Source organism: Bacillus sp. JZ34 (assembly GCF_053903205.1).
In genome coordinates this window covers 4,160,558-4,173,981 of the sequence record NZ_CP096403.1, presented here as the reverse complement: position 1 = coordinate 4,173,981, position 13,424 = coordinate 4,160,558, and the positions used below count along the sequence as shown (strand labels likewise).

13 protein-coding genes and 1 pseudogene are annotated in these 13,424 nt (G+C 43.2%); 12 read left to right on the top strand and 2 right to left on the bottom strand.

Annotated elements, in window-relative coordinates; translation table 11 throughout:
* The first annotated feature begins 10 nt into the window (after positions 1–10).
* Positions 11–679 carry a response regulator transcription factor gene (locus M1D90_RS21070; protein WP_065643411.1) on the top strand — a complete coding sequence of 223 codons (669 nt, stop codon included), beginning with the start codon at positions 11–13 and terminating at the stop codon, positions 677–679.
* On the top strand, positions 670–2,028 hold the full coding sequence (locus M1D90_RS21065; protein ID WP_065643410.1) for a sensor histidine kinase: 1,359 nt from the start codon (positions 670–672) through the stop codon (positions 2,026–2,028). The genes M1D90_RS21070 and M1D90_RS21065 overlap by 10 nt, the downstream gene beginning before the upstream one ends.
* Before the next feature lie 118 nt (positions 2,029–2,146).
* Here the strand turns inward: M1D90_RS21065 and M1D90_RS21060 are convergent, their stop codons facing one another.
* Positions 2,147–3,883, bottom strand: a complete 1,737-nt coding sequence (locus tag M1D90_RS21060) for an ABC transporter ATP-binding protein (RefSeq protein WP_144497537.1) — start codon at positions 3,881–3,883, stop codon at positions 2,147–2,149.
* Positions 3,884–4,078: 195 nt separating this feature from the next.
* On the opposite strand from M1D90_RS21060, the gene M1D90_RS21055 reads away from it, so the two are divergent.
* From M1D90_RS21055 to M1D90_RS21020, 8 genes and pseudogenes are all read left to right on the top strand, one after another.
* Positions 4,079–4,723 (top strand): DsbA family oxidoreductase, encoded by a 645-nt coding sequence (locus M1D90_RS21055; protein WP_456283044.1) that lies wholly within the window; start codon positions 4,079–4,081, stop codon positions 4,721–4,723.
* Between the two features lie 73 nt (positions 4,724–4,796).
* Positions 4,797–5,216 carry a hypothetical protein gene (locus M1D90_RS21050; RefSeq protein ID WP_456283043.1) on the top strand — a complete coding sequence of 140 codons (420 nt, stop codon included), beginning with the start codon at positions 4,797–4,799 and terminating at the stop codon, positions 5,214–5,216.
* A 66-nt stretch (positions 5,217–5,282) separates the two neighbouring features.
* Positions 5,283–5,459: pseudogene (locus M1D90_RS21045) on the top strand (hypothetical protein); the annotation flags it as partial.
* Positions 5,460–5,463: 4 nt separating this feature from the next.
* Positions 5,464–6,603 carry an erythromycin esterase family protein gene (locus M1D90_RS21040; protein WP_256164208.1) on the top strand — a complete coding sequence of 380 codons (1,140 nt, stop codon included), beginning with the start codon at positions 5,464–5,466 and terminating at the stop codon, positions 6,601–6,603.
* 196 nt (positions 6,604–6,799) lie between these two features.
* Positions 6,800–6,937, top strand: coding sequence for a hypothetical protein (locus tag M1D90_RS21035; protein ID WP_153247060.1), 138 nt, complete (start codon positions 6,800–6,802; stop codon positions 6,935–6,937).
* A gap of 235 nt (positions 6,938–7,172) precedes the next feature.
* Entirely contained in the window at positions 7,173–8,042 is an 870-nt protein-coding gene (locus M1D90_RS21030) for an aminoglycoside 6-adenylyltransferase (RefSeq protein WP_456283042.1), read from the top strand.
* Positions 8,043–8,105: 63 nt separating this feature from the next.
* On the top strand, positions 8,106–9,053 hold the full coding sequence (locus M1D90_RS21025; protein ID WP_231005835.1) for an aminoglycoside phosphotransferase family protein: 948 nt from the start codon (positions 8,106–8,108) through the stop codon (positions 9,051–9,053).
* 22 nt (positions 9,054–9,075) lie between these two features.
* The gene (locus M1D90_RS21020) at positions 9,076–9,783 is read left to right on the top strand and encodes a YjjG family noncanonical pyrimidine nucleotidase (RefSeq protein WP_020449940.1); all 708 of its coding nucleotides are present in this window, start codon (positions 9,076–9,078) and stop codon (positions 9,781–9,783) included.
* Between the two features lie 144 nt (positions 9,784–9,927).
* Here M1D90_RS21020 and M1D90_RS21015 read toward each other — a convergent pair whose 3' ends face one another.
* The gene (locus tag M1D90_RS21015; protein ID WP_020449942.1) at positions 9,928–10,821 is read right to left on the bottom strand and encodes a LysR family transcriptional regulator; all 894 of its coding nucleotides are present in this window, start codon (positions 10,819–10,821) and stop codon (positions 9,928–9,930) included.
* 122 nt (positions 10,822–10,943) lie between these two features.
* On the opposite strand from M1D90_RS21015, the gene M1D90_RS21010 reads away from it, so the two are divergent.
* Together M1D90_RS21010 and M1D90_RS21005 are read left to right on the top strand one after the other, a co-directional pair.
* Positions 10,944–12,161: an ATP-grasp domain-containing protein gene (locus M1D90_RS21010; RefSeq protein WP_105979379.1), complete on the top strand. Its 1,218-nt coding sequence runs from the start codon at positions 10,944–10,946 to the stop codon at positions 12,159–12,161.
* Positions 12,145–13,371 carry an MDR family MFS transporter gene (locus M1D90_RS21005; protein ID WP_144497534.1) on the top strand — a complete coding sequence of 409 codons (1,227 nt, stop codon included), beginning with the start codon at positions 12,145–12,147 and terminating at the stop codon, positions 13,369–13,371. The genes M1D90_RS21010 and M1D90_RS21005 overlap by 17 nt, the downstream gene beginning before the upstream one ends.
* Positions 13,372–13,424: the final 53 nt, after the last annotated feature.

The window sequence follows — 13,424 nt, the reverse complement described above, 5'->3', positions numbered from 1 at the left end:
GTGGTTCAATTTGGCCAAAATCTTGGCGGTTGATGATGACGCTGCAATTCTAAGACTGGTCAGGAAAATGTTGAGTATAAAAAAACATGAGGTTACAACTTTGCAAAGTATTAAAGATATCACGATAGAGGAGTTAAATAAATATAATCTCATTTTATTAGATGTCATGATGCCAGATGAAGATGGATTTAAAATTTGTGAGAAGATTAGATCTTTAATTGATATACCGATCATCTTTATGACTGCCAAAAGTGATGAATCTTCAATAATTAAAGGTTTATCCATTGGCGGAGATGATTATATTGTAAAGCCATTCAGCATTCATGAAGTGAATGCGCGTATTGAGGCCCATTTAAGGCGGGAAGCAAGGCCGAAAAAGGATACTAAAAGTGTATTTATCGATGGTGACATCCTTATTGATTTGGAAGCAAAAAAAGTAATGGTGAAAGGGGAGGAAGTAAACTTTACTAAAACTCAATACAAAATTTGTGAACTGCTTGCATTACACAAGGGGAAAATCTTTTCCAAAGAAGATATTTATGAGTCTGTCTATTCAATAGAAAGCGATTCTCAAATTTCAACGGTTGTTGAACATATCAGAGTGATAAGGAAAAAAATTGCCCAGTTCAATTTAGCCCCTATCGGTACGGTCTGGGGTGTAGGGTATATATGGGAATAAAGAATACGTTATCGGTTTATTTTGTTAAATGGATTACAAAATTAGGTTTTGCAGGTTTGTTTATTTTGACCCTGAATATTGGATTCGTGACTTGGGGAATTAATCATCATTTTTTCCTTCCGGCAAATGAACCGATAAAAAAAGCGGAAAAAATACAGAGTAAAGTTGAAAATGCCAATTATATTGATCCCAGCATCATTCCTCCAGAACTGGATTATACTATTTTTAATAAGCAAACAAACAAAATTGTAAAGAGTAATATGAGTTCCAGAAATAAACAAAGATCAATAGAAGCTTATCTGTATCCTAGTAAGGATAGAATGAGCTCTTTTATAAGATATGACAGTCGATATGAAAGCATTTTGATTCATTATAGCTTGAAAATCCAGTTTGCAAATATTGAATTAAGAAAGGTATTTCCGAACCCTGGCGTATGGATATCAGTTTTTTCAATTTTAATTTATTGTGTTTATTTAGTTTGGAATATAAGAAGTTTTTCTCGAATTATTGTCCAAGAAAACCAAAAGCTTATCCAAGTAGCCCGTAAAATAAAAGAAAGAGACTTAAATATCGAATTTCCGCGAGTTCGATTTAATGAGTACAAAGATGTAATGGGCGCAATGGAGAGTTTATCGGAAGCACTTGTTAAATCCATTCAGAAGGAAATTGAGATTACCAATTCAAAGTCAGAACAGATCAGTTATTTAATCCACGATATAAAAATTCCACTGACTGTGATAAAAGGGAATATAGAACTTTTGGAGACAATGGGAGATGAGGATGCTAAGGAAAATTTTAGCGACATTAAGAATTCTATACAGCAGATTGAAGGATACATTCAGGAAGTTATCGATATCAACCTGGACAACAAACAAGACAATACGAATATGGAAGAAGTATCTGTAACCGATTTCTTGTGCAAGCTGGAAGCCGAAGTTAAAAGCTTGGGTAATAATATCATTGTCGAAGATTGGACACATAAAGAGGCTACTACCCTTTATATAGACGTAATCCTGCTTATTCGAGCAATAAATAATATTGTATTAAACGGAATAGAAAGAACGCCGCCGCATGAAAAAGTGCAAATGATCGTCAAGCAGGATAAAGACCGTATTCAATTTGTTATCATCGATCAAGGACCCGGTTTTTCGGAAGAAGCTCTAAAAAAAGGTACTGAACTTTTTTACACTGAAAACTTTGGACGGACTAATAACAGCCATTATGGATTAGGATTAACGTTTACCGAAAAGGTAATCAAGCAGCATAATGGAAGAATGAAGTTTAGAAATAATGCCAACAACTCTGGGGAGGTACTGGTAGAATTACCGATTCTATCGAGAAAGGGATAATACAAAAGATAAGTTCATTTTAATGACTAAAGGAGAATATTTGACCGCTTTTGTGTGATTTTTTATTTTTTAAAGTGTCCCGAATCCTCATTCGGGACACCCTTTTATATTTCTGAAACTAAGTCAACTGCCGCTCAGCAAACTCACGATACAGCGCATGCGAAGCAATCAGCTCGTGGTGCCGCCCCCGCCCTGTGATCTCGCCTTTTTCGATAAATATAATTTGGTCCGCGTTCACGATTGTCGATAGCCGGTGGGCGATGACGAAGGTGGTGCGGCCTTCCATGAGGCGGGCGAGCGCCTGCTGGACGATGGCTTCTGATTGGCTGTCGAGGCTGGCTGTCGCTTCGTCCATCATTAAAATTTTCGGGTCGCGCAGGAAGGCGCGGGCGATGGCGATCCGCTGTCTTTGTCCGCCGGACAGCTTGACGCCGCGTTCGCCGACTTCCGTATCAAGCTGCTCTGGAAATTGTTTAATAAATGTGTCGGCATAAGCCATTTCCGCGACTTTCCACAGTTCTGGATCGTCAATGCTGTCGGCGTAGTCCAAGCCATAGCATAAGTTCTCACGGATGGTGCCGGACATCATCGGGCTGTCTTGAGATACGTAGCCGATCTGGCTGCGCCACGATTTCATCGACAGCTTGTTGATCGGTGTTTCCCCGATATTAATGACCCCTGAGTCCGGTTCGTAAAATCGTTCCAAGAGGCCGAACATCGTCGTTTTTCCGCCGCCGCTCGGACCGACAAATGCAATCATCTGCCCGGGATCGACGTCAAAAGATACCTCCCGCAAGACAGGCTCGTCATCGCCATAAGAGAAAGATACATTCTCGACGCGTATCGGCAGATTGGAGATGTCCATCTCAAGTCCTTCCTGGCCCTCTTCCTCTTCAGTATGCAAAATCTCGATGATCCGCTCTGTTGCCCCTTTTGCTTTTTGCAGCTGAGTGAAAAACATTGTGAACGATGTGATCGGGAAGATGATTTGAAACAGATAAAGCAAAAAGGCGATCAGTGAACCTGCCGACATCGTCCCCTCAGAGACGCGGATGCCGCCGTAGCCGATGATGGCGACGATCACAATCATAATGACAAGGTGCATAAACGGGGAGACAAGCGCAAATATACGGGCTTCCTTGAGTCCGTATTGAAAGAGCTTCGAAATGCCTGATAGCCCTTTCATTTTTTCTGTATGCTCGGCGTTTGATGCTTTCATTAATCTGATTTCGCTTAATGTCTGCTGGACATGTCCGGTGAAGGAAGCTGTTTCATCCTGCAGCGTTTTGGAGATGCGCTGCATTTTCATGCCGAGCGGGATCATGATGAAGGTCGTGATCGGAACGGAGATCAGCATGAGCAGTGTCATTTTCCAATCCATGATCAGCAAAATGATCACCGATCCGACAATGGTGATGATGCCGGAAACAAACTGCGGAAAATGGTCGGAAATCAAGCTTTCAACAATGCCGGTGTCATTGACAACACGGCTGACGGTTTCACCGCTCGTCTTTTCGTCAAAGTAGCGGACAGGCAGGCGCAGCAGCTTGAACCACATACGCTCGCGCAGGGAAGCGACCACTTTTTGCCCGGCATAGGAAAGAAAATAGGTCGAAAACCCGTCGCAGACCGCTTGAACAATAAAAACGAGCGCAAGGATTCCCGCTAAGGCCAGATTGATCGAATGGACGGAAAAGCCGTCAACCATTTCCCTTGTCAACAGTGGAATGGACAGGCCGACCAATGTAGTGACGAGGCTTGCGGCCAAACCGACGGTTAAAGCCAGCCTGGGGACGCCGGATGTGAGAATCATGGTGAAAAACGGTTTCATGCTATTGTTGTTTTCTGTTTTCATTTGATAAACTCCTTATCGATATAATGTCAAAGAAGTGGATGGCGCAAGCTGTAACTCATCATATTACGATATACACAGCAGAAAGTTCCCGATCATTGCCGATTTTAGCTTCATGCTAAAAAGATTGACAGGAGAGATAATTGTAACTATTATTGTTACATATAGTTGATTGCATATAAGAAAGGAAGAAAAAACATGACGATAAATATTAAAGTATATTCCGATTATGTCTGTCCATTCTGTTTCCTCGGAAAAGACCAATTCGAAAAAGCGATCGAAGGCAAAGATGTGGAAGTCGAGTGGCTGCCATTCGAACTGAGGCCGCGTCCATCTGAGCAGCTTGATCCGTTAAACGACCCGTCCAAATTGGCAATGTGGGACGGCGCCATTAAGCCGCGAATCGAGGCTTGGGACGTCAACATGAAGCTGCCAAACGTCTCACCGCATCCTTATACAGATTTGGCTCATGAAGGCTATCACTTTGCAAAAGAACACGGTAAAGCGAAAGCGTACAATGACCGGGTTTATCAAGCCTTTTTCCAGGAAGATCAAAATATTGGCGACATCGACGTATTAACAGCGCTGGCTAAAGAAGCCGGACTGGATGAGCAGGCTTTTAAAGAAGCTTTAAGCTCCAGAACATATCAGGACGTGCAGCGGAAGGCGCTCCAACACGCTTACGAAGAAGTAGGCATTACGGCCGTTCCGACATTTATCATTGGCAATGAACGGATCGCCGGGGCCGCCGCAAGGGAAGTGTTTGAACAGGTGATTGAAAAAGAAAGCAAACAAAAGCCTGCTGCCGGCTTGCAGTGCGACCTTGACGGAAACAACTGCTGAGCAGGAAAAATGAGCGATTTGCAGAACCCTTTAATAGGGTTCTTTTTTATACCGGAAAGAAGAGGGAAGACAGTTGACACTCCATCATTTTATTGCAGCCGATCAGAAGCTTCCGTTGGGAAGTTTCCGGGACCAAACAAAAGAAGGTTTGATTAGCATCGCTGAGCTTGATCAAGGGTATGAAATGATCAAAACAAAATTCAGCAAGCCGTTTGTGTATGAGGCAACCGGCTGTTTGCATAGACCCGGGAATGGCATAAGGGCGCTATTCAGCTATATCAATTCAAATATTGCCGATGGCGAAGATATTGAAGTTTACTCTTGCTGGGACGGTGAGGAAGACAGAGAAAAAGACGACCGTTTGGACTTTTTCATTGATCTAAAAGCTCTTCAGCTGGGCAAGCATGTCAAGCTGGATAAAAAGAAATACATCGATGAAATTGCAGGCATGTTTTATTTTGAGGAGCGGCAGCTGGTCAAGATTCGTAAATAAAACATTTGCTGGCGCAGGGTTTTCACACCTTTTTTCGGCCGGTTCATTTAGATGTTCAATCAGTGCACGCGCATTGTCATAGCTCACAGGCTAAGTACGATTAAGGATGCAGATCTCATATTAGTGCTAAAAGACGGAGAGATTCAAGAGATGGGCAACCATTTACAATTGATTCGCAACCAAGGGTTTTACACCAAATTGTACAATTCAAACAATGACCAAGCGATTGTGGGAGGAGGCTAAAACAGTGAATGATTTATTTGATGAAATAAGAGATGAGTCGATTAATATTGGGGGGATTGATGGTTACAAATTCGGCTCCTTAAAAGAGATATTGCGAAATAAAAGATTTGTATTTCTTGGTGAAAGCAGCCATTGCGTCAAAGAATATATTGAGGCGAAGGCAAGCTTGATCAAATATCTGCATCAGGAATTAGGATTTCGTATTCTTGCTTTCGAAAGTGAATTGGGAGATTGCAGCATAGGAAATTATCTTTCAGAAGAACTTAGTGCCAAAGAAAATATGTCCGGTTCCATCGGGAAAGTTTGGCAAAACGAATTTATGCTTGATTTGTTTGAGTATATGAAGGAAACTCAACAGCGGCAGCCTTTGTATTTAACAGGCGTTGATGTTCAGCAGAGCATGGATAAGCACTTTTCCTCCTACATGCGTTCGCATTTGACAGGGGATCTCAGGAAAACGTTTGTAACATTTGATACGCGTACAAATGAGATGCTCGATAAAGATTATATGTTAAAGCGGCGTTTTAGGAAAACAGTAGAAGAAATTGAAAGAATAGGCCAAGGACTGATAAGGGAGCTTGAAAAACAGACTTTCCCCTCTGCTATGCTTCGTGATGTCGTGTTACAGACGATGAAAAACAGACTCAATTATTTTAAGGCGAATTTTACAAAAGGTTTTTCAAAATTGTTTGAATATCGTGATGAATTAATGGCGAAGAATCTTGAATTTTTATCTCAGCATGTTTATCCTGATGAGAAATTTATCATTTGGGCTCACAACCTTCACATCAAAAAACAAAGCAGCGTCAATCGGTTTTCACCATATCGATCATTTGTAGAAAACCTTCCGGAATTTATGAAAGAGGACAGTTTTGTTATTGGTCTTTACGCGGGAGAAGGAAGAATGGGTGACAACCAAGGAGGCGATCATCCTATCAAAAAAGTTAACAAAAAGCACATGGAGTGGTTGCTCAGCAATTCACCCCATCCCAATTTTTTTATACCATGTGCTTCAAAGTGGGGGGAAAAAAAGTGGAAGGCTTTTGAGGGAGGAGGCTTGCGTATTTCTTTCAAGCCGGTTCAACAGTATGACGGAGTTTTATTCTTTAAAAAAGTAACCCCAGCAGTTGTTAATGTTGAATAGGATGTTGACGGGTTAAGCATAACCTCTAAGGTGAAGATCTCTGCTTATAGGAATTTTTTGTTGGGAAAAGAACTTTTTCGTTATATTAAATTGCTGGTGGCGGCCAAAGGGAGGAAAACTGAAAGCTGTTTTTTTGGTTTTCAATGGTGAATGGGATTATTGCATAGAGTGCACAAGTCAGACCCAGGGTAATTTCATGGACGTATTAACTTTTGGTAAAGGCGTTTATCAGGACATCCATGAAAAGATATGTTCGGCAGATGAGGAAGGGAATCCTGTTCCCGAGATGCCGGAGATGGTGGTTGAGGAGAAATATGAAGAACTCCAAAGGTAAATTGGTAACGCGTTCACAGTTTCTTGAGAGGAAGATCTTCAACAAATCATGATAAAGGGATGGCCGAAGGCTTTTCTTCACAGCTGGATCGCCTTGAAGACGATCTGAAAGCCATTCGTTAAAAGAGGGAGGGTATATTGATGACGACGTTTCCTGAGCATTTCATATAACCACGTAATCGCGGACCTCCTCATCAAGTTTTTCTATAACCATTAAAAAGAGGAGGTTGATATACATGCGTACAGAGCAGGAAATCATCGATTTGGTGCTGAAGATCGCACGGGAGGACGACCGCGTTAGAGCGGTCGGTATGAACGGTTCGCGGACGAATCCGAATGTTCCGAAAGACCCTTTTCGCGATTATGATATGGTCTATGTTGTAACAGATATGCAGTCTTTTCTTGATGAGCCGGGCTGGGTTGACGTTTTTGGGGAGCGGATCATCATGCAGACGCCGGAAGCGATGGAGCTGTTTCCGAATGAGCTTGGCAACCGCTTTTCTTATTTGATGTTATTTACTGACGGTAGCCGCATTGATTTGATTCTTGTGCCTCTTGAAGAAAAGCTGGAATACTGCCGGGTAGACGGATTAACCGTGATCCTGCTCGATAAGGATCAGGACCTGCCCGTTATCCCGCCGCCGACGGATCGGGAATATTGGGTGCAAAAACCGTCCCCGCAATGCTTCGCCGACTGCTGCAATGAATTTTGGTGGACGTCGACATATGTGGCCAAAGGGTTGTGGCGGCAGGAAATTCTTTATGCACTCGATCATTTAAACCTCATCAGGGCCATGCTGCTGAAAATGCTCGAATGGAAGGTCGGTTTTGAAACGGGCTTTTCGCTGAGCATAGGCAAGAATGCAAAGTTTCTTGATCGCTATGTTGATCGAAATACGTGGGAAAGGCTTTTGGAGACGTATCCGCCAGCTGATTATGAGCGTGTATGGAACAGTTTGTTTAAGATGTGGGATCTGTTTGAAGAGACAGCGGCAGCAGTCGCTGAACATCTGGCTGAACAATATCTTTTCGCAGAAGCCGAGAAAGTCAAACAGTACGTGAGACGCGTTCAGCAGCTGAAGCCTGATGCAAAGGTAATTGACTAATCAGATGATGGCCGCACTCCCGGCAGGTGAGCCGGGAGTGTGTTTTTTGCGGAGGTGAACGCCATGTTCAGTCTTAAAAAAATATTGAAGGAGCATTATGGAATCGACAGTGTGAACATTTCTCCCGAGCAAGGGGGATGGACAGCACTCGCTTATCAAGTAACCGATGGAAAAGCCGCTTTCTTTCTAAAAGTGTATGATAAAAATAGGGCATCGACAGCGAAATGGACGGCTCTGATTGATGATTATATGCCTGTTCTCAGGTGGCTGAGTGACCGCACCGCTCTCAGCGGGAAACTGCCTGTGCCGCTTTTAACAACAAATGGAGAATACAAGTGCGAAGATGATGATGCGGTTTATGTGCTTTATGAATACATCGCCGGGGAAACCATTGGTGGCCGGCCGCTCGGCAAAGGCTGCGCGAAGAAGCTCGCCAGCATCATAGCGGAGCTGCACCGATATGACGAGACGATCCCGGTGAAGACAGAAAGAATAAAAGAAAACTATGATATTTCGTTTTTAGGCGAGATGAAACAATGGCTTGATCACCTTCCTTGTGAGCTGGCGCCACTCATTCAACCCTACATCGGATCAATCCGCGAGATGATGGAGGCAGCCTTGTCCCTGGCGGATGATTTGAAATGCAGCGACAGAAGATTGGCTTTGTGCCATACAGATATTCATGGATGGAATATGATGAAAACGGGCGGGGAATTGATTTTGATCGATTGGGAGGGCTTGAAATTGGCCCCTGTTGAAGCGGATCTGATGTTTTTTGCCAATCAACCGTATGTACAAGAGTTTTTGCGGGTTTATCGCGAGACTCATAAAGGGTTTGAAATTGATCAGAACGCATTGCGGTTTTATCAGATCAGGCGAAGACTGGAGGACATATGGGAGTTTACAGAGCAGCTGGCGTTTGACATTCAGACAGAAAAAGAAAAGGCAGAGACGATGAGCTTGCTGAAAAACGAGCTTGAGGCCATAGAGGACAGCAAGATCGACTGTTAAAAAGCTAAATGGAGGAACATCTGTGAAAAATTATCGTACTTTATTTTTTGATGTGGATGACACACTATTAGACTTCGGTGCAGCGGAAAAGTCAGCACTGCGGAAGCTTTTTCAGGAACAGCAAATTCCTTTAACAGCTGAAATAGAAGCGAATTATAGACGTATCAATCAAGGTTTATGGAGGGCGTTTGAAAAAGGGGAGATAGACCGCGGCCAAGTGGTCAATACGCGTTTTTCCCTTTTATTCAAAGAATATGGTCTAGAGGCTGACGGCGTTTTGCTTGAGGAGAAGTATCGCAGCTTCCTTGAAGAAGGGCATCAACTGATAGACGGCGCTTTTGAATTAATTGAAAGCCTGCAGGATCAATATGATTTATATATCGTGACGAACGGTATTTCAAAAACGCAGTATAAGCGTCTGCAAGCTTCGGGATTATACCCGATGTTTAAAGGGATTTTTGTTTCAGAGGACACCGGTTTTCAAAAACCGATGAAAGAATACTTTGATTACGTTTTTGAACGAATTCCTCATTTTTCTGCCGATCAAGGGCTGATCATCGGGGATTCATTGACAGCGGACATAAAAGGGGGGCGGCTGGCCGGATTGGATACATGCTGGATGAATCCAGACATGTCAGCGAATCATACGGACATTGAGCCGACTTATCAAATTCAAAGGCTTAATGAACTCCAGCACATTTTAAATCATGGAAAAGTACCTTCGGCCTGATTGCTGCCGATACGAGTAAAGAACGCGATGCTTGACTGGCTCAAGTCATAAAGAAAGCTCTCGCTTTTTGCGAGAGCTTTTTTGAAGTATTTATGATCTGTTGACCTTGAAAACGCCTAACCCCTGCTCAGTCACAACTGCCGGCTAAGGCCTATACGAAGCCGTTTGAATCATTTGAATAAAGTTGCTGGCGGAAGGAGCAAGGTGATCATCTCTTCTAATGCATAATGAAATAGGATTTTTTAAATCGACTTGTTTGACATGAACCCGCGCTATATCTCCCCGGTCAATATATTCGTTTACTTCAAGAGAGGATGTGAAAGCGACTCCATAACCTTCCATAACCGTTCTGATCGTTTCATTCAATCCGTTTATTTGTATACCTATTCTGGGTTTGTCGACATGATGCAATGTGCATAAAGAAATTAATTTCTCCCGGGAAAGACTTCCTTCTTCACGAAAGATAAACGGTTCTTTCACCACTTCTTCCAATGTCGTGTACTGTGATGCAAGCCTATGATTTTTATTGACGACAAACAGCATGTCATCTTCTAAAAGCAGCGTCCCTTTTATGAAAGGATCGAATTCCGTTGTCCCGCCGATCAGGCCAATGTCCGCTTCATAGTTGATCAGCTGTTCACAAGCTTTTTGAAAGTTCGTTGTCGTGATTTCAACTTCTGTCTTGGGAAATTGCTGTTTATAGCGGCTGAGCCATCTTGGCAGCAAATAATTGGCGGGGAGGAAGGTGGCGGCAATACGCAGTTTTCCAATTGACCCTTCCCTTAACTGTTCCACGTACAATTCAATTTCTTTTTCAAGTGAAAACAGCCGCTTTGCCTGTTTTGCAAGCTCTGCGCCGGACTGTGTCAGCAGAATCCCCCTGCCTTTAGGAACGAATAAGGTACAGTCGATCTCGCGTTCTAATTTCTTAATTTGCGAGGTGACGGCAGGCTGGCTGATGTTTAGCTGTTTGGCAGCTTGGGTGACGCTGCCTGTTTCCGCGACCGAATAGAACAATCGCAGTGCATGAAGATTCATATTTCACACCTCTATTTATAAATAAAAGTTATCAATATCAAATAAAGATATATTAGAGTTATCTAAATACTTTTACTATTATAAAGTTGAACAACATGTTTTACAAGAAAGGAGAAACGGCTATGAGTACGCTTATCCTAAATAAAACAGCTTATTGCAAGTCTCCGTATGATGTATGGCTGGAGGAATTGAACGAACCGGTGGCCATGCTGACTTCAACCGATCGTGCGGATGAATGCAGAAATTATGATGTGATCGAAGCGTTTGACGATTATCCGGTTAATGGATGCATCGAAATGCGTGCTTTGGAGCTGAATGAAACGTATCACTTTAAAACGATTATTGCATCATCAGAATTTGATATGTTGAGGGCGGGGAAGCTGAGGTCGCTTTTGGGTATAAAAGGGCAGTCTTACGAAAGCGCTCTGTTGTTCCGCAACAAAATATTAATGAAAGAGCAGGTCAGAAAAGCCGGTGTAAAGGTTCCGGACTTTAAGAAAATCGACTCGGCGGCCGACTTATATACGTTTGTTCAAACTTTCGGTTTTCCTGTGGTCGTTAAGCCTATTTGCGGATCGGGGTCTGTTGATACAACCGTTTTAAGGGATCGGCAGGACGTGTGGAATTTTCTTTCGAAAGGTTTTCCTGATCATCTGGAGGTTGAGTCGTTTATCGAAGGGGATATGTATCATATAGACGGTCTGATCCTTGATGGAGAGACTGTCCTCAGCTGGCCGTCGCGTTATATCAACGGATGTCTGGCTTTTCAGGAACAACAGTTTTTAGGCAGCCTCCAGCTTGAACGGGAAAATCCGCTCACCCGGCGGTTGACTGATTTTGTTCAAAAAGCGCTTGCTGCCCTTCCTGTTCCGGATATTACAACATTCCATGCTGAAGTGTTTCATACACCGGATGATGAACTGGTGTTTTGTGAAGTGGCCAGCAGAACCGGCGGCGCTATGGTCCGTGAAGCTACTGCGCAGACTTTCGGCTTTGATATCAATGAAGCGTGTGTTAAAGCGCAATGCGGCCTGGACTTTCATATTCCGGCGGTGAACAACAATCCGCACCGCCTAAGCGGCTGGCTGTTGATTCCACCAAAAGACGGCGTGCTGAAAGAAATCATGCCGGCACCAGCTACAGACTGGCTAGCGAAACAAAATATTTTCGCTCAAGCCGGAGACAGGTTCCACGGCTCGTCTTCCAGTGTAGACGCAATAGCAGGCTGTTTGATTACCGGGCACACAGAAGCCGAATTAAGCGGCCGCATCAGCCGGCTTGCAACGTGGTTTCATGATCATACCGAATGGGAAAAGACTTCGGATGTTTGCGCAATTTAAAGCATTCAGCCGCCTTCACCCGTTGATCCGATTTTTGCTGATAGGCACGCTTGTCACAAAGGCGGCTAAGTCGATGACAACCCCGTTTTTGGCACTCTATCTTCATATGAAAACGGGAGCCGATTTTGGAACCATCGGGCTTGTGATCGGTTTAGGCTATTTTTCAAGCACTGTAGGAGGGGTAGTCGGAGGAGCGCTTTCAGATAAAATCGGCAGAAAAAAAGTGATGCTTTCATCCATTTTCATTTGGAGCTTTGTATTCATTCTTTTTGGACTTGTCCATGATTTCATGTGGTTTTTATTGCTAAATATTTTAAGCGGGCTTTGCCATTCGTGTTTTGAACCTGTGTCAAAGGCTTTGATGGCTGAGTTATCGGAACGGGAGATGAGATTCCGCATTTTCTCTTTGCGGTATTTGGCCATTAATATTGGAGCCGCTGTCGGACCTTTATTGGGCACTTATTTCGGTCTTGCCAAAACCGGAATGCCGTTTATCATCACAGGGCTTGTCTATTTTGGCTATGCTGCACTTTTAAGCTTGATGATGATTCGGCTGATCACGGTGAAAGAGACAAAAACCGCTTCTGAAAAAATTCAGGCAGGTTCCGTTTTAAAAACGTTAAAGCAAGACAAGGCTCTTCGATTTTACATAGCCGGCGGCATCCTTTTTTTGTTCAGCTATTCGCAAATGGAAAGTACTTTGCTGCAGTATTTAAATAACGACTTTGCAAACGGAGTTAAAATATTTTCGACTTTAATTACGTTAAACGCAGTGACGGTCATCCTTTTACAAGTGCCGCTCACCCGTTTATTTGAGAAGTATAAATCCTTAACAACAATATCAATTGGAACCGTTTTTTGCATGTTGGGGAATGTCGGTTTTTCTGTCGCAAATGGCTGGATTGTTTTTATGCTTTCGATGTTTGTTCTGACAATCGGCGAAATTTTATGTTTTCCTTCAATGAATGTCCTTTTGGACGAGCTTGCTCCGGATCATATGAAGGGCGCGTATTACGGCATGCAAAACTTATACAACATCGGTGAATTTTTAGGGCCTTGGCTGGGGGGAATGATGCTTGCCTTGTACGGGGGAAAAGCCGTCTTTCTCATTGCTGCGTGTTCAGTCTTCTTCGCTCTAGGTGCCTACCATCTGGGAAGGAGAAAGTTTTTATCTGCACAGCATCATGGTGTATCGCCTTTTTCTTATTGAAAATTTAGGCCGCTCATGCATGAATCATCAAGAATTCACCCAACCTATAAGGT

What these genes read in the sequence shown, in the direction of transcription:
- M1D90_RS21065 (WP_065643410.1), top strand. Translation starts at nt 670, where the DNA reads ATGGGAATAAAGAATACGTTATCGGTTTATTTTGTTAAATGGATTACA.
- M1D90_RS21060 (WP_144497537.1), bottom strand. Translation starts at nt 3,883, where the DNA reads ATGAAAACAGAAAACAACAATAGCATGAAACCGTTTTTCACCATGATT.
- M1D90_RS21055 (WP_456283044.1), top strand. Translation starts at nt 4,079, where the DNA reads ATGACGATAAATATTAAAGTATATTCCGATTATGTCTGTCCATTCTGT.
- M1D90_RS21035 (WP_153247060.1), top strand. Translation starts at nt 6,800, where the DNA reads ATGGACGTATTAACTTTTGGTAAAGGCGTTTATCAGGACATCCATGAA.
- M1D90_RS21030 (WP_456283042.1), top strand. Translation starts at nt 7,173, where the DNA reads ATGCGTACAGAGCAGGAAATCATCGATTTGGTGCTGAAGATCGCACGG.
- M1D90_RS21025 (WP_231005835.1), top strand. Translation starts at nt 8,106, where the DNA reads ATGTTCAGTCTTAAAAAAATATTGAAGGAGCATTATGGAATCGACAGT.
- M1D90_RS21015 (WP_020449942.1), bottom strand. Translation starts at nt 10,821, where the DNA reads ATGAATCTTCATGCACTGCGATTGTTCTATTCGGTCGCGGAAACAGGC.
- M1D90_RS21010 (WP_105979379.1), top strand. Translation starts at nt 10,944, where the DNA reads ATGAGTACGCTTATCCTAAATAAAACAGCTTATTGCAAGTCTCCGTAT.
- M1D90_RS21005 (WP_144497534.1), top strand. Translation starts at nt 12,145, where the DNA reads ATGTTTGCGCAATTTAAAGCATTCAGCCGCCTTCACCCGTTGATCCGA.